Source organism: Pseudochrobactrum albidum (genome assembly GCF_051851455.1).
GTDB lineage: Bacteria > Pseudomonadota > Alphaproteobacteria > Rhizobiales > Rhizobiaceae > Pseudochrobactrum.
Genome location: NZ_JBPVTR010000023.1, coordinates 355,018 through 369,857 on the forward strand (window position 1 = coordinate 355,018; position 14,840 = coordinate 369,857).

General features: G+C 52.4%; 14 protein-coding genes. 5 read left to right on the plus strand and 9 right to left on the minus strand.

All coding sequences use genetic code 11. From position 1 onward, the window contains the following. Window positions 1–247: 247 nt before the first annotated feature. The 4 genes from fghA to ACSTTO_RS10690 are packed head-to-tail and all read right to left on the minus strand — an operon-like array spanning window position 248 to window position 3,210. On the minus strand, window positions 248–1,099 hold the full coding sequence (gene fghA / locus ACSTTO_RS10675; RefSeq protein WP_439273169.1) for an S-formylglutathione hydrolase: 852 nt from the start codon (window positions 1,097–1,099) through the stop codon (window positions 248–250). Between the two features lie 5 nt (window positions 1,100–1,104). After that, the gene (locus ACSTTO_RS10680) at window positions 1,105–1,761 is read right to left on the minus strand and encodes a DUF1345 domain-containing protein (protein WP_439273170.1); all 657 of its coding nucleotides are present in this window, start codon (window positions 1,759–1,761) and stop codon (window positions 1,105–1,107) included. A gap of 24 nt (window positions 1,762–1,785) precedes the next feature. Then, the gene (locus ACSTTO_RS10685; RefSeq protein ID WP_439273171.1) at window positions 1,786–2,898 is read right to left on the minus strand and encodes an S-(hydroxymethyl)glutathione dehydrogenase/class III alcohol dehydrogenase; all 1,113 of its coding nucleotides are present in this window, start codon (window positions 2,896–2,898) and stop codon (window positions 1,786–1,788) included. 27 nt (window positions 2,899–2,925) lie between these two features. Continuing rightward, window positions 2,926–3,210: a metal/formaldehyde-sensitive transcriptional repressor gene (locus ACSTTO_RS10690; protein WP_439273172.1), complete on the minus strand. Its 285-nt coding sequence runs from the start codon at window positions 3,208–3,210 to the stop codon at window positions 2,926–2,928. A 191-nt stretch (window positions 3,211–3,401) separates the two neighbouring features. Here ACSTTO_RS10690 and hrpB point away from each other — a divergent pair, with 191 nt between their 5' ends. The 3 genes from hrpB (at window position 3,402) to ACSTTO_RS10705 (ending at window position 8,217) form a co-directional block, all read left to right on the plus strand. Further along, window positions 3,402–5,897 (plus strand): ATP-dependent helicase HrpB, encoded by a 2,496-nt coding sequence (gene hrpB, locus ACSTTO_RS10695; RefSeq protein WP_439273173.1) that lies wholly within the window; start codon window positions 3,402–3,404, stop codon window positions 5,895–5,897. 191 nt (window positions 5,898–6,088) lie between these two features. Next, window positions 6,089–7,393, plus strand: coding sequence for an ActS/PrrB/RegB family redox-sensitive histidine kinase (locus tag ACSTTO_RS10700; RefSeq protein ID WP_439273174.1), 1,305 nt, complete (start codon window positions 6,089–6,091; stop codon window positions 7,391–7,393). 260 nt (window positions 7,394–7,653) lie between these two features. Continuing rightward, window positions 7,654–8,217 carry an ActR/PrrA/RegA family redox response regulator transcription factor gene (locus tag ACSTTO_RS10705; protein ID WP_439273175.1) on the plus strand — a complete coding sequence of 188 codons (564 nt, stop codon included), beginning with the start codon at window positions 7,654–7,656 and terminating at the stop codon, window positions 8,215–8,217. A gap of 36 nt (window positions 8,218–8,253) precedes the next feature. Here ACSTTO_RS10705 and ACSTTO_RS10710 read toward each other — a convergent pair whose 3' ends face one another. Further along, the gene (locus tag ACSTTO_RS10710; RefSeq protein ID WP_439273176.1) at window positions 8,254–8,748 is read right to left on the minus strand and encodes an MmcB family DNA repair protein; all 495 of its coding nucleotides are present in this window, start codon (window positions 8,746–8,748) and stop codon (window positions 8,254–8,256) included. 144 nt (window positions 8,749–8,892) lie between these two features. Here ACSTTO_RS10710 and ACSTTO_RS10715 point away from each other — a divergent pair, with 144 nt between their 5' ends. After that, window positions 8,893–9,513 carry a L,D-transpeptidase gene (locus ACSTTO_RS10715; protein ID WP_439273177.1) on the plus strand — a complete coding sequence of 207 codons (621 nt, stop codon included), beginning with the start codon at window positions 8,893–8,895 and terminating at the stop codon, window positions 9,511–9,513. 125 nt (window positions 9,514–9,638) lie between these two features. Here ACSTTO_RS10715 and ACSTTO_RS10720 read toward each other — a convergent pair whose 3' ends face one another. Together ACSTTO_RS10720 and ACSTTO_RS10725 are read right to left on the minus strand one after the other, a co-directional pair. Continuing rightward, complete coding sequence (locus ACSTTO_RS10720) at window positions 9,639–10,205, minus strand: NifU family protein (protein WP_439273178.1); 567 nt, start codon at window positions 10,203–10,205, stop codon at window positions 9,639–9,641. Between the two features lie 73 nt (window positions 10,206–10,278). Then, window positions 10,279–10,806 (minus strand): universal stress protein, encoded by a 528-nt coding sequence (locus tag ACSTTO_RS10725; RefSeq protein ID WP_439273179.1) that lies wholly within the window; start codon window positions 10,804–10,806, stop codon window positions 10,279–10,281. Window positions 10,807–11,094: 288 nt separating this feature from the next. Here ACSTTO_RS10725 and ACSTTO_RS10730 point away from each other — a divergent pair, with 288 nt between their 5' ends. Continuing rightward, complete coding sequence (locus ACSTTO_RS10730) at window positions 11,095–11,841, plus strand: class I SAM-dependent methyltransferase (protein ID WP_439273180.1); 747 nt, start codon at window positions 11,095–11,097, stop codon at window positions 11,839–11,841. A gap of 45 nt (window positions 11,842–11,886) precedes the next feature. Here the strand turns inward: ACSTTO_RS10730 and trpS are convergent, their stop codons facing one another. Together trpS and murJ are read right to left on the minus strand one after the other, a co-directional pair. Then, window positions 11,887–12,954 (minus strand): tryptophan--tRNA ligase, encoded by a 1,068-nt coding sequence (trpS, locus tag ACSTTO_RS10735; RefSeq protein ID WP_439273181.1) that lies wholly within the window; start codon window positions 12,952–12,954, stop codon window positions 11,887–11,889. A gap of 211 nt (window positions 12,955–13,165) precedes the next feature. Next, window positions 13,166–14,767, minus strand: a complete 1,602-nt coding sequence (gene murJ / locus ACSTTO_RS10740) for a murein biosynthesis integral membrane protein MurJ (RefSeq protein ID WP_439273182.1) — start codon at window positions 14,765–14,767, stop codon at window positions 13,166–13,168. Window positions 14,768–14,840 lie beyond the last annotated feature (73 nt).

Consider the following 14,840-nt stretch of genomic DNA (forward strand, 5'->3'; position numbering starts at 1 on the left):
TGCGGTTATATAAAAATCTGGTCTGATTATAGATTCTGGCGCACAGAAAAGTGCTGAAACGAATCAGGCTGAAATGATAGATTTAATATAGTCGCTGCGGGTGGATTTACCAAATTTTACCGCCAGAATTCAGCATAATTACCAGTTTTTATATCGGTTTTTACGCAAAGAGCCGCGCCTGCGGTATAAAGCCTTGCAACAGCTTGCTTTCCTCAGGCGCGGATTGGTTTTTCACTTCATGCTTTTATTATGTGGTGCTTGCAAAAACGCCCAGGCGTTGTGCATGCCAGCGTAAATGTTCATCCATAAAGGTTGAGATGAAATAATAGGAGTGGTCATAGCCCTCGCGCATATTGAGGGTGAGGGCAATGCCTGCTTTTTTACACGCCTCTTCCAGAAGCCACGGGCGCAGGCCATCATTGAGAAAACTATCCGCAGTTCCCTGATCAATCAGCAGATTTTCAATGCGGTGCCCGTCTTCAATCAGCAAGGTGCTGTCATAGGCGCGCCATGCGCTTTCATCCTGACCTAAATATTTTTCCAGCGCCGGTTTTGACCATCCGGCGGTGGAGGGCTGGGCAATGGGCGCAAAGGCAGAAACCGATTTAAACCGCCCCGGATTTTTCAGGGCAATGGTGATTGCCCCATGCCCGCCCATGGAATGGCCGGTTATGGCCTGCCGCGTCATATCCAGCGGAAATTTTTCTGCCGCGAGTTCGCTCAGCTCTTGTGTAATATAGCTGTACATGCGGTAGTTTTTGGCAAATGGGGCTTGGGTGGCATCAAGATAAAAACCTGCTCCCTTGCCAAATTGCCAATTATCCGGCTCATCGGGAATATCATCGCCGCGGGGGCTGGTATCCGGACACAAAACCGCCACCCCAAGCTCTGCGGCAAGGCGGCGATATTCGCCCTTATCCATCACATTTTGATGGGTGCAGGTAAGGCCGGAGAGATACCACAAAACCGGCACCGGTTTTTGCTCCGCCTGGGGGGGAAGAAATAGCGCAAAGGTCATGTCGCATTGGCAGGTTGTGCTGGCATGGCGATAAACGCCCTGCATACCGCCAAAGGCTTTGACTTTTGAGATGGTTTCCATGGTTGTTAACTCCCAAGGGCTACCACCACATTGACCGCAGCGGCAACCAGAACAGTATTGAAAAAGAAGGACACAATGCCATGCAAAATCACAATCCGGCGCATGGCGGGTGTCGTGACATTGGTGTCGGAAGTTTGTGCCGTCATGCCAACCACATAGGCAAAATAGGCAAAATCAATGCCCGAGGGTTCCGGCGTATCCGGAAAGCCCAGACCGCCGCGATAATGGCTGATATGTCCGGCATCGGTTCCGGCAGCTTCGTTCGGCTGCCAGTAAATATGCGCATAATGCAGCGCACTCATCATATGAATGGTTGCCCAGCCAAGCGGCACGGCTGCAAGCGTGACAGCCAGATCGGAAAATTCCGGCTTGTGTTGCTGGTTGATGAGAATAAACAGCAACACAACCGCCAGAATGGCCGTGGCAAATGTGACCAGAAAAATGAACCAGACCGGCTCATCGGCACTGGCGGCGTGTTTTTTCAGGAATGACGGGGTAAGGCGTGGCAGTGATGTGATTGCCAAAAGCAGATAGATGATAAAAAAGCAGTTTGCCCCGATAACCGGGGCAAGCGGGCTTTTAAACAGCCATGCAAGGAGGAACGCCAGCGCCCCGCCTGATGCGCCGAGATAAAAAGACCTATGACGACGCAGAAAAAACATCAGCTTATCTCCGCTTTAACCGCATCAGAAAGTTACCACCGAGCGGATGGATTTGCCCTCATGCATCAGATCAAAGGCGGTATTGATTTCTTCCAGCGGCATTTTATGGGTGATAAGATCATCAATATTGATCTTGCCTTCCATATACCAGTCAACAATTTTTGGCACATCGGTGCGCCCGCGTGCGCCGCCAAAGGCCGTGCCTTTCCAGACGCGGCCGGTAACCAGCTGGAACGGACGGGTGGCAATTTCCTTGCCGGCTTCCGCCACGCCGATAATGATGCTCTCGCCCCAGCCGCGATGGCAGCATTCTAGAGCCTGACGCATCACATCCGTATTGCCGGTCGCATCAAAGGAATAATCGGCGCCGCCATCGGTCAGGTCAATAATGGCCTGCACCACCTTGTCATTGCCGACCTCGCGCGGATTGATAAAATCGGTCATGCCGAATTTTTTCGCCATTTCCACCTTGGCCGGATTGATATCAACGCCGATAATCTTATCGGCTCCCACCATGCGCGCACCCTGAATGACATTAAGCCCGATACCGCCAAGACCAAATACCACAACATTGGAGCCGGGACGCACTTTTGCCGTATAGATGACCGCGCCGATACCGGTGGTAACGCCGCAGCCAATATAGCAGATCTTGTCGAAAGGGGCATCTTCGCGCACTTTGGCAAGGGCAATTTCCGGCAAAACAGTGAAATTGGAGAAGGTTGAGCAACCCATATAATGGAAAATTTCACCGCCATCACAGGAGAAACGCGTGGTGCGGTCGGGCATCAGCCCCTGGCCTTGCGTGGCGCGGATGGAGGTGCAAAGATTAGAGCGCTGCGACAGGCAGGTTTTGCACTGGCGGCATTCCGGCGTGTAAAGCGGGATCACATGATCGCCCGGTTTTAAAGTGGTAACGCCAGCCCCCACCTCACGCACAATGCCTGCGCCCTCATGGCCGAGAATGGCCGGAAACTTACCCTCAGAATCAAGGCCGGAAAGCGTATAGGCATCGGTGTGGCACACGCCGGTTGCCATGATCTCCACCAGCACCTCACCGGCTTTTGGTCCGCCGATCTCGATTGTTTCAATAGTGAGCGGCTTATTGGCCTCCCAGGCAACGGCTGCGCGCGATTTCATGGTTTTGTTCCTCTTAAAACAGTGTTTTTATTTTAGATATGAGCGGATAATCCGCATAAGCTGGTCTATTTCATTATCAATATCAGGCGGTGGCAGGGCTGTGGCTTCAGATGGCTGAAAAGTCTCTCGCAGATGGCTCTCCAGCACCTCCGCCATCAGGCCGGTGGCAGCACCACGCAAGGCGGCAAGCTGCTGCAAAAGCGCACCGCATTCCGTGCCCGCTTCAACCGCGCGCTCCAGTGCCTCCGTCTGCCCTTTAATGCGGCGCAGGCGTGTGAGAATGCGTTTTTTGGCTTCCGGTGAATGAGGCATGATGATCTACCGCTGATGATGCCTCCAGGGTACATACTATGGGGGAGTATGTCAATTGTCATGCTTTGCACGATCAGCCTGTGGTATCAATCTGGAGCAATCTGGGACGATCTGGGGCTCAGGAATAGTAAAACGCAATGTGGCTGTTTATACTTCGCCGCAATCAGAATCATTGATCAGGTGCATTGTTCTTGCTGCAAAATTTTGTTTCATCGCTTCCGTCTTTGCCTGTTTGTGAGGTCTTGCCGCAACTGGATCATGCCTTGCAGGCTGGCGGCTCTGCTGTGCTTGTGGCACCGCCCGGTGCCGGCAAAACAACTTTGGTGCCGCTGCATCTGTTGCAGGCAAATTGGCGCAAAGGCGGGCGGATCATCGTCTTGGAGCCGCGCAGGCTTGCGGCACGTGCGGCAGCCACGCAAATGGCGCGCCTTTTGGGAGAGGAGGTCGGCAAAACTGTTGGCTACCGCATGCGCCTCGACAGTCGCTACAGCGAACAGACGCAAATTCTGGTGGTGACAGAAGGTATATTTGCCCGCATGATTCTGGATGATCCGGAATTATCCGGCATCAGCGCCGTGTTGTTTGATGAGTTTCATGAGCGCAGCCTTGATGCTGATTTTGGCCTTGCACTGGCGCTGGATGTGCAAGGCGCTTTGCGCTCTGATCTCAAAATACTGGTCATGTCGGCAACGCTTGACGGGGCGCGGGTGGCGCAATTGCTGGATAATGCGCCGGTGGTGGAGAGTGAAGGCCGCAGTTTTCCGGTGGAAATCCGCTATCAGGAGCGCAAAAACGATGAGCGGATTGAAGAAGCCATGGCGCGGCTTATCCGCAGCACATTGGCAGATGAACAGGGCGGTTTGCTTTGTTTTCTTCCCGGTCAGGGCGAGATTGAGCGAGTAATGCGTTTGCTGGAAGGGCGTTTGGATGAGCATATCATGCTTTGTCCGCTTTATGGTGCAATGGAGGGGCGTGATCAGGATCAGGCGATCAAACCTGCTCCTGAAGGCAAGCGTAAAGTGGTGCTGGCCACATCCATTGCCGAAACCTCAATTACCATTGATGGCGTGCGGGTGGTGATTGACAGCGGCTTGTCGCGTCAGCCGCGTTTTGAGCCTGCAACCGGCCTGACGCGGCTGGAGACTGTGCGGGCATCGCAGGCAGCCATTGCCCAGCGCGCCGGGCGCGCAGGGCGCACGCAATCCGGCATTGCGATCCGGCTCTGGCATGAGGGGCAGACGGCCTCCCGCCCCAATTTTACCACGCCGGAAATTCTGGAGGCTGATCTGTCATCATTACTGCTCGATTGTGCCGCATGGGGCGTGCATGATGTGAGCGATTTGCGCCTGCTTGATCAGCCTTCGAAGGCCAGCTTAAAGGAAGCAGCCACCCTGTTGAAGCGGCTTGGTGCACTGGATGATAACGGACGGCTGACATTATCCGGTAAAAAGATCAGGAAACTGGCCTTGCCGGTGCGCCTTGCCCATATGGTGGCGCAGGCTGCCCTGCGCGGCGAGGCCTTGCAGGCAGCCGAACTCGCAGTGCTGATGACCGAGCGCGGCCTTGGCGGCAAGGATATTGATCTTGATATGCGGCTTTCCCGTTTTCGCCGTGATCGTGGCGAGCGCGCACAAAAGGCACGCAGGCTGGCACGTGCGCTGATTAAGGATTTTGCGCCGCAAAATGTGAACAATACACCAATTGCGCAAGCTGAGGAAAATATCCGTGCGGGTGCGCTTTTGCTTGATGCCTATCCTGACCGGGTGGCCAGGGCACGCGGCAATGGCGGGCAGTTTATTCTGGCCAATGGCCGCGGCGGCGAGCTGGATATGACCGAGCATTTATCGCGCGCCCCATGGCTGGTTGTTGCTGATCTGACCGGACGGGCAGGGGCGCAACGTATTCTTTCTGCCGCTGAGGTTGATGAAGGTGATATTCTCGCCCGTCTGGCAGGGCAGATTGAGGCAGGCCGCAAGATTATCTATGATCCGGAGCGCAAGACCTTGCGTGCGCGCGAGGCTGTGCGGCTTGGTGCGATAACCTTGTCAGAAAAAAATCTGCCAGCCCCTTTAGGCGAGGCGGCGGATCTTGGTATTATTCAGGCAGTGCGCCAATATGGGCTGGAAATATTACCCTGGGACAAGCAGGCTTTAACGCTGCGCCGCCGGCTTGGCTGGCTTTATCGCGGGCTTGGCGCGCCATGGCCGCCTATGGATGATGCTTATCTTCTGGCAAGGCTGGAGGATTGGCTGCTGCCATTTTTAACCGGTGGGGCGCGGCTTGATAAAATCAATCCGTCTGCGTTGATGAATGGGCTGCGCTCGCTTGTGCCATTTGATCTGCAACGGCAGATTGATGCGCTGGCGCCAACCCATTTTACTGTGCCGACCGGCTCTGATATTGCCATTAATTATGAGGGGGATGAGCCGGTTATTGCGGTGCGGGTGCAGGAATTATTCGGTCTTAACAGGCATCCTTCCATTGCCCGTGATACGGTGCCGCTTGTGCTGGAACTTTTATCGCCTGCACATCGCCCGATCCAGATCACGCGTGATTTGCCCGGCTTCTGGCAAGGCTCATGGGCGGATGTGCGCTCCGATATGCGTGGCCGTTATCCCAAACATGTCTGGCCGGAAGATCCGGCCAATGCTGCCCCCACACGACGCGCCAAACCGCGAACCGGCTGAATAATTCGGCCTTATTGTCCGGCAAAGTGCCAAAAGCCGGCATTCAGGCGCATTTTTGATGGGTATAGAAAATATAAGTGAGGATGTTTGACAGGAATTTCCCTGCGGCAGGATAGCGCAGTTTTACTTGCGTCGCTGTCGGTTTTGCCGCATAAGGCAATTTGCAGGCAGGATTTTACGGGGAAGATTGTATGGCCAATGGTGAATTGATTAACCGGGCTTCGTCGCAATCCCGCCGCCTGCGTTTAACAACACTTGTGCGTGTGCGCTGGTTTGCCATTGCCGGCCAGACGGCGGCGATTTTATTTGTTTCCCTGTGGCTGAATTTTGTTTTTCCGTTAGGTATCAGTTTTGCGCTGATTGCCGTTTCAGCCTGGCTTAATCTGTTTCTGGTCTTTCGTTATAATCTTAACCACCGGCTGGGTTTGCATGCTGTTTTGCTGGTGCTTGGCTTTGATATTGTGCAGTTGACAGGCCTGCTTTTTCTGACCGGCGGTTTGCAAAATCCCTTTGCTGTCTTGCTGGTGGTGCCGGTAATCATTGCTGCCACGGCGCTTTCGGTGCGCAGTATTATATTGCTTGGAACAATGGCGATTATTTGCGCCAGCCTGCTTGTACTGTGGCATTTGCCTTTGCCATGGTATAGCGGCGTGACGCTGGAACTGCCGCTGATGTTTGTGCTGGGTGTGTGGTGTGCCATTGCCTCCACGCTGATTTTCAGCGGGCTTTATGTTTATCGCATTGCAGAAGAAGCGCGCCTTCTGGGCGATGCTCTGAGCGCAACCGAGCTGGTCTTGCAGCGTGAGCAGCATTTGTCGGCGCTGGACGGGCTGGCTGCTGCCGCAGCGCATGAGCTTGGTACGCCGCTGGCAACCATTACGCTGGTGGTTAAGGAAATGCAGCGGGCCTTGAAAGATGATGACCGCTATTTTGACGATATTCAGCTATTATCCTCACAGGCGCGGCGCTGCCGCGAAATTCTGCAGCGCCTCACCAGCCTGTCTTCAGAGGGCGAGGAACATATGTCAAAACTGGCATTATCCTCTCTGATTGAGGAGGTGATTGCTCCGCATCGCCATTTTGGTATCCGGATCGAGGTTGAGAAAAACACCGGTCAAAAATCAGCTTTGCCCGAGCCGGTGGTGCGCCGCAATCCTGGTGTTATTTACGGCCTTGGCAATCTCATTGAAAATGCGGTGGATTTTGCACGGCATGAAACACAGGTTATCTGGGGCTGGGATGAGCAATCGGTCTATATTACCATTCGTGATGATGGCAAGGGGTTCTCACCTGATATGCTTGACCGGATCGGAGAGCCCTATATGTCGCGGCGCAGCGATGAACGCAATGGCGGCGGCCTGGGGCTTGGCCTGTTTATTGCCAAAACCTTGCTGGAGCGTTCCGGTGCACAGATCACATTTAACAACCGCCCTGAGCCTGGCCAGACCGGCGCGCAGATTTCCATTGTCTGGCCATATCAGGCGCTGATTGCCTAAAATGCGATTCTCTATAAGGGGGGCAGGTTTCATGACCGTGTCAGGTTCAGCCGGTGCGGCATGGCTGCCTGTCAGCTTTTGGCTGTGAACAAAATTCGCAAACCGGTGTTGCGGGTGTTTGAAATATGGCTTTTTTGAGTCAAATTTGCGTGAAATATGGTGAATTTGATCGTTTTCTATGAATATTTATATTGTATATTTGACTTTTTGACGCAGGCGCAGCAATAAGTAGAGTGTAAAAGACGAGTAAGGAATACCTGATGGATGATATGGGTCAGGATGATCACCTTGCCATCGGCAGTGATCCTTCGCTTCTTCTGGTTGATGACGACAAACCGTTTTTGCAACGGCTTGCGCGTGCTATGGAAAGCCGTGGTTTTACAGTGACAACTGCTGAATCCGTTGAGGAGGGCATTGCCGCAGTAAAACAAGCCGCACCGGCCTATGCTGTGGTGGATATGCGCCTTGGCGATGGCAATGGCCTTGATATTATCGAGGCTATTCGTGCAAAGCGGGAAGATACGCGCTCTATTGTATTGACCGGCTATGGCAATATTGCCACGGCGGTGAATGCAGTGAAAATCGGCGCCATTGATTATCTTTCCAAACCTGCTGATGCGGATGAGGTTTTTGCAGCACTGACACGCCGCGAAGGCGAGAAAATTGCGCCTCCGGAAAATCCTATGTCGGCGGATCGCGTGCGCTGGGAGCATATTCAGCGCGTTTATGAAATGTGTGAGCGCAATGTTTCAGAAACGGCACGCCGTCTTAATATGCATCGCCGCACATTGCAGCGTATTCTTGCCAAGCGCGCCCCGCGCTGATGCTGTTAAAAAAGAGTGTTTGCGCACTAAAATACCTTAGCCTGCATCATGCCGGGGCAGAGTAACACCTGCCATTTCGGCATGGGTGAGCCTGTTGGCGCTGGTTCTGGCCAATTGTAGCGTCAGGGCTTTTCGTGTTGCCGGGGCAAGTTTGTGCTCCGGCGCTTCCCTTAAGATCGCGCCGCTATAATTATCTGCAAGAATAAAGCCGCAATCCTGCGGAAAAATCTCCTGCGGCACCGCGCTGTGGGTAGCAAAAAACAACCGGTCGCAATAAGCGCGATAATCCGGCCATTTCTGGTCGGCTTGCCAGTCTGCGACAGAGGATTTGATTTCAATAATCCAGATTTCACCTTTGCGCGTCAGCCCCATCAGGTCTGCCCGCCTGCCCGAGCGCAGTGAAACTTCCGGTATCACCATAATATCCAGATCAAGGCATAGCCGTTGCACGCCGCGGCGTACCATGAGCGCGGTTCCGGATTGCCTGCCATCATCAAGGGGATGCTTATCAAAAGGCGAAATAATCGGCATATATTTATCGTATGAATATAGGTTCCGGATATTCTTGTTTGAAGCCTATCATAAAAGATTTTTATGGTTAATGTTTGATTAAACAAGCTTCAGTAAGCTTCATCGATCAATATATTTTGCAATAATGCTTTTCTGAGGGGCAACATGGTTTCCAGACAATTTCTATCGATAGGCGGAATTTTGCTGATGCTGGCAGCAGCCGGCTGTTCCGCAAGTTCACCATTGCATACAAGCACGGCATCTTATTCCAGTGTAACGGATGCATCTTATGTGCTGCCTGCCGTTCCCGCAACGCAGATTGATCCGCAATATCGCCGCCAGCTGGTAAAATATGAAACATCTGAAGCGCCGGGCACAATTGTGGTCGATACGCAGAAAAAGTTTTTATATCATGTCGAACCGGGCGGCAAAGCCATGCGCTATGGTATTGGTGTTGGCAGGGAAGGGTTTCAATGGAAGGGCAATGCCAAGGTTGCGATGAAGCGTGAATGGCCAACATGGACACCGCCTGCGCCGATGATCAGGCGCCAGCCTGAACTGGCAAAATATGCCGGTGGTATGAAGCCGGGGCTCAATAACCCGCTTGGGGCGCGTGCCCTGTATCTTTATAAAGGCGGGCGGGACAGCGGCTATCGTTTGCACGGCACACCGGAATGGTGGTCAATCGGCAAGAATGTGTCTTCCGGCTGTATCCGCCTGATCAATCAGGATATTATGGATTTATATAACCGCGCATCGGTTGGTGCCAAAGTGGTGGTGCTGTAACAAAAACGCAGAGATCGGGAATTTGGCGCGGTGATCGCATATCCTTCTCAACCAGAACTGTTTTTTAATACAAGAAAGGCGGCCGGAAAAAGGCCGCCTGTTATAATTGATATATTGAAAAAGCGTCAGATTGCTTCCACCTGCTGCACTTCCGGCACAAAATGCTTGAGCAGGTTTTGAATACCGTGTTTCAGGGTTGCGGTGGAAGAGGGGCAGCCCGAGCAGGCGCCTTTCATATGCAGATAAACCACGCCATGTTCAAAACCGCGGAAGGTGATATCGCCGCCATCCTGCGCCACAGCCGGACGCACGCGGGTTTCGATCAGCTCTTTGATGGTTTCAACAATTTCCGCATCCGCATCATCAAAAAATTCACCGGCGCTATGGTCGTGCCCCTGAGCCTGACCGGATGCCATAACCGGTGCGCCGGACATCATATGTTCCATAATAGTGCCGAGAATAGCAGGTTTAAGGTGCTGCCAGTCTGCGCCATCCTTGCTGACGGTAATAAAATCATAGCCGAAAAATACACCGGTTACGCCCGGCACGGCAAAAAGCTTGGCGGCAAGCGGTGATGTATCGGCTGCACTTTCCGCATCGCGGAAATCGGCAGTGCCTTCCGGCATAACAACCTTGCCCGGCAGAAATTTCAGGGTTGCCGGATTGGGTGTGGCTTCAGTCTGGATGAACATCGCAATGCTCCCGTGTTCTCTGGGGCTGATAAAGCGGCAGGGTAAGGCCGTGTTGAGCTCTTATATAAGCCTTTCAGGCCACTGCATCAATGTCATCATCAGAAAGATCTGAAGGAATAACCGTTACCGGAATGGGAAAGGGTGCGCCGCGCCCGGAGATGTACTGCACAAGAGGGCCAGGCCCTTCCTTGCCGGAACCTGCAGCCAGAACCAGAATGGCAATATCCTGATCTTCCTCAATCAGGCCATGGATCTCTTCAAGCGTCTGGCCTTCACGAATGATCAGTTCCGGTTCAATGCCATATTGCTCACGCAATTGGGCAGCATATTTATTCAATGCGCTTTGTGCCCGCTCCAGCGCTTCGGCACGCATAATATTGCCCACCCCCAGAAATTGCTGAAAATCCGAAGGATCAATCACAAACAACAAGACCAGTGCGCCGCTGGTGTTTTTGGCACGGCGCGAGGCATAGGCAACGGCCCGTCCGCATTCGGGCGTTTCATCAATAGAGACGAGAAATTTGCGGCGGTGGCCGGTTTCCCGGCTGAGACGTTTTGAAACCATGAGCGGGAATTTGCCATTCAACCGCGACGACTGCAAGATGGCAATTCTGTGACATGATAAAAAATATGCAGGTTTATGCAGAAAATAACAGGATTCTTTTATCAGTTTCATCGGGCAGAAAAGTAACAGTTGCGGGAAAAACCACTCTTTTGCCGGAAATCCTGTTGTATTTGCTGCGCAATTATGTTTTGCACAATATCGCTATCGTATCCGTTTTGATTGCCGTTTCACATTTCTGTGTAGCGGAATAATTTTTCGTGGCTAACAGATATTTAGCCTGATTTGCATCGCAGTCTGATGACTGCAAACCGGATATAGCAAAATATGACAAAAAATTATGGAAAACTGGCATCCCGTGTTTATGAGCTGGATAAGCCGGTCGGCTGTTCTTTTGGTGATGTGGAATTTTATCTTGAGCGCCTGAAAAATGTAACAGGGCCAATTTTGGAGCCTGCTGCAGGCAATGGCCGTATGCTGGTGCCGCTGGCACAGGCAGGGCATATGGTCAGCGGGTTTGATCTGTCTGCAGATATGCTCGATTTGTGCAAGATCAATTGCGCAAATTATGGTGTGAAGGCAGATTTGAGCCGGCAGGGGTTCACTACATTTCAATATCCGCAAAAATTTGCGGCCATTGTATTACCCGTGGGTTCCTTCCAGCTGATGGCTGATCCGGTTGAGGCGATAAGCTTTTTGCGCCGCTGTAAACAGGCACTGGCAGCGGGGGGAAAACTGCTGCTGGATATTGCAACTATTGACCGTTTTATGGATGACAAGCCGCGGGTACGGCGCTGGGCGGATGGAGATGATCTTCTGACTTTGCAGGAAATGCACATGGCCACGGATTATGTCGGGCAAATTGCAGCATCGCAATTGCGCTATGAATTATGGCGCGATACGCAACTGATCGCCACAGAGATGGAGCTGTTTTATGTGCGCTGGTGGGGCAGATATGAGCTGGAACTGGCGCTGCGTGAGGCCGGATTTACACAGATCACGATCTTCGGAGATTATAAAACAGGTGCCATTGACACAGGCTTAGTAGGGACGCTGACCTTTGAAGCGCAATAATAAAGCATAAAAAGAAAAGGCAGGGGATACCCTGCCTTTTGCATTTTAATTCTGCAGAAAACCGACAATATCGCGCACATGATGCATGGTTTCTTCGGCGATTACGCCGGCGCGTTCGCCACCCTCACGCAATATGCCGTCAATATAGGCCGGATCATTGACCAGACGGCGCATCTCCTCTGTAATCGGCGACAAGTGTGATACGGCAAGATCGGCCAGCGAGGCTTTGAATTCAGAGAATTGCTTACCGCCGAAATCACGCAAGACAGCCTGTTTGTCAGTGCCGGAAAGTGCGGCATAAATACCAACCAGATTATCGGCTTCAGCGCGGCCTGCCAGCCCTTCCACTTCTGAGGGGATCGCATCGGCATCGGTTTTGGCCTTGCGGATTTTTTTGGTGATGGTCTCCGCATCATCAATAAGATTGATGCGTGACAGATCGGAAGGATCGGATTTTGACATTTTTTTGGTGCCGTCCCGCAGTGACATGATACGCATGGCAGGGCCCGAAATCATCGGTTCAGTCATCGGGAAAAAACCGGACACGGTCTCATCACCAACAGCCATATCCACGCCTATGCCAAGCGAGGCTATGCGGCCGGAATAGTCATTGTTGAATTTTTGTGCAATATCGCGTGTCAGTTCAAGATGCTGTTTCTGATCATCACCAACCGGCACATGGGTGGCGCGGTAGAGCAGAATATCCGCAGCCATCAGGCTTGGATAGGCGAGCAGGCCAAGGGAGGCATTTTCACGGTCCTTGCCGGCCTTGTCCTTGAACTGCGTCATGCGGTTCATCCAGCCGATCCGGGCAATGCAATTGAACACCCAGGCCAGTTCCGCATGTTGCATGACGCGGCTCTGGTTGAAAACAATATTCTTTTTGGGATCAAGCCCCGCAGCCAGATAAGCGGCAGTGATCTCACGCGTGGATTGGTGCAATTCTGCCGGATCAGGCATGATTGTCAGCGCATGCATATCCACAACGCAATAGATACAGTCATGGTCATCCTGCAATTCTACCCAGCGTTTCAATGCGCCAAGATAATTGCCAAGATGGAGATTGCCGGTGGGCTGTGCGCCGGAAAAGATGCGTTCTTTGAAGGTGTTCATCAAGAATAGTCCCTGAAGCTGGTGGAGAGCTGGGCGAGCGTGATTACCGTGCTTTCATCTTTTGATAATCATAATGCTCTGGGGTTGCTTTTAAGATCGGCATATGTGGTTTGGACGCATGCTGCCGGTCTCGGGCTAAAAAATATCCGGAAGGCAGGGGCATAATCCTGTCTTCCGGATAGGATATTACTGCCAGAGCAAAGACCGGCAATCAAGCGGAAATATTGGTTTTCTCCGGCGCTTCACCGGCTTTTTTGCGGGCGCGCATATTGTTTCTTATCGCCCGCAGATTGGCGCCGCCAATGGCAAAAACAGTGGTGAAATAAATGATCATACTGCCAAGCACCATCAGTCCAAGGGTGGTTGCCTGCACCATCAGCCCTGCTTCACGGCTGAGGCAGGCTTCAAAATATCCGGCCGCATACCACAGAATTGCAGCCATCACCGCCGCGGCAATAATCAGGCGCGGAATACGGCTGATGAGGCCGGCATCATAATCCCAGTGTTTGCGCCGGATGAGCACCGCCAGCAACAACAAGGCATTGACCCAGCCGGCTGTAATTTCTGCCGTGGCAATGCCCGAAGCCCCAAGGCGCGGAAAGAGGATTAAGGCAAGTGAGACATTGACCACCACTGAAATACCAGCAAAAACCATAGGCGTGCGGGTATCTTCACGGGCAAAAAAACCCGGAATAAAAGCCTTGATCAGCACAAAGGCAGGCAGGCCAAGGCCGTAAATTGCCAGAATTTGCGAAACAATTAGCGTGGATTGAGGGGTGAATTCTCCCCGCTCAAACAACAGGCGCACCAGCGGTTCAGAAAAAACCAGTAAGGCTGCGGCTGCAGGCAGTGTCAGAAACAGGGTGAATTCAACTGAGCGGTTTTGTAAATCTCCTGCTTCCTGCCTGTTGCCCGCACGTAAAGCGCGTGACAGTTCCGGCAGCAGGACGGTGGCAACGGCAATACCGACCACGCCAAGCGGCAATTGATAAAAGCGATCGGCATAAACAAGAGAGGAAACGGCACCGGCCTTGCCGGAGGCAATATTTGTATTGATCAGAAGATTGATCTGGGTAATACCGCCGGTAATGGCTGCAGGCAGGGCTAAAACCAGCAGACGGCGCACATTGGGGGTTAGGCTGGGGCGGCGCAAACCTATTTTAATGCCCGCATGGCGCACGGCAAACCAGACAATAGCCAGTTGCACAAGGCCTGACGCCATCACGCCCCACGATAATGCATAACCGATCTGTAACGGGTTGTAATTTTGCACCCATGCCAAAATCAGAGCGCCAATAAGAATAAAATTGAGGAAAACCGGTGCAATAGCCGCTGCAAAATAGCGATGCAAACTATTGAGCATGCCGCCCATCATTGCCGCCAGCGACATGCAGGCAAGATAGGGAAACATGATCATCGCCAGATTGACGGTGTTTTCCAGCTTCACCGCATCATCGGTAAAACCCGGTGCAATCACCGTCCTGACCAGAAACGGCATGGAGAGTTCCATGGCAATGGTTAAGCCGAGCAGAATGGTAAACAGCACACCAAACACTTCTTCCGAGAAGCGTTTGGCGCCATTTATGCCGTTATTCTCAATTTCCTTGGCAAAAAGCGGCACAAAAGCCGCATTAAATGCCCCTTCTGCAAACAGGCGGCGGAATGTGTTGGGAAAACGAAATGCCGTGTTGAAAGCATCCGCAACGGGTCCGGTGCCAAGAAAGGCCGCCATCAGCATTTCCCGCGTAAAGCCGAAAATCCGGCTCATCAGCGTGCCGGAGGCAACGGTTGCAAATTTTTTCAGCAGGCTCATGAATTTATCTCATCGGTATTATCGAATATTTCAGTTTTCCAAAGAAATATTGAAACACTCTTATCTTTTGTTT

Bases quoted from the DNA above. Each gene is read 5' to 3' on its own strand.
- fghA (WP_439273169.1), bottom strand. From the start codon at position 1,099: ATGGAAACCATCTCAAAAGTCAAAGCCTTTGGCGGTATGCAGGGCGTT.
- ACSTTO_RS10680 (WP_439273170.1), bottom strand. From the start codon at position 1,761: ATGTTTTTTCTGCGTCGTCATAGGTCTTTTTATCTCGGCGCATCAGGC.
- ACSTTO_RS10685 (WP_439273171.1), bottom strand. From the start codon at position 2,898: ATGAAATCGCGCGCAGCCGTTGCCTGGGAGGCCAATAAGCCGCTCACT.
- ACSTTO_RS10690 (WP_439273172.1), bottom strand. From the start codon at position 3,210: ATGCCTCATTCACCGGAAGCCAAAAAACGCATTCTCACACGCCTGCGC.
- ACSTTO_RS10700 (WP_439273174.1), top strand. From the start codon at position 6,089: ATGGCCAATGGTGAATTGATTAACCGGGCTTCGTCGCAATCCCGCCGC.
- ACSTTO_RS10705 (WP_439273175.1), top strand. From the start codon at position 7,654: ATGGATGATATGGGTCAGGATGATCACCTTGCCATCGGCAGTGATCCT.
- ACSTTO_RS10710 (WP_439273176.1), bottom strand. From the start codon at position 8,748: ATGCCGATTATTTCGCCTTTTGATAAGCATCCCCTTGATGATGGCAGG.
- ACSTTO_RS10715 (WP_439273177.1), top strand. From the start codon at position 8,893: ATGGTTTCCAGACAATTTCTATCGATAGGCGGAATTTTGCTGATGCTG.
- ACSTTO_RS10720 (WP_439273178.1), bottom strand. From the start codon at position 10,205: ATGTTCATCCAGACTGAAGCCACACCCAATCCGGCAACCCTGAAATTT.
- ACSTTO_RS10730 (WP_439273180.1), top strand. From the start codon at position 11,095: ATGACAAAAAATTATGGAAAACTGGCATCCCGTGTTTATGAGCTGGAT.
- trpS (WP_439273181.1), bottom strand. From the start codon at position 12,954: ATGAACACCTTCAAAGAACGCATCTTTTCCGGCGCACAGCCCACCGGC.
- murJ (WP_439273182.1), bottom strand. From the start codon at position 14,767: ATGAGCCTGCTGAAAAAATTTGCAACCGTTGCCTCCGGCACGCTGATG.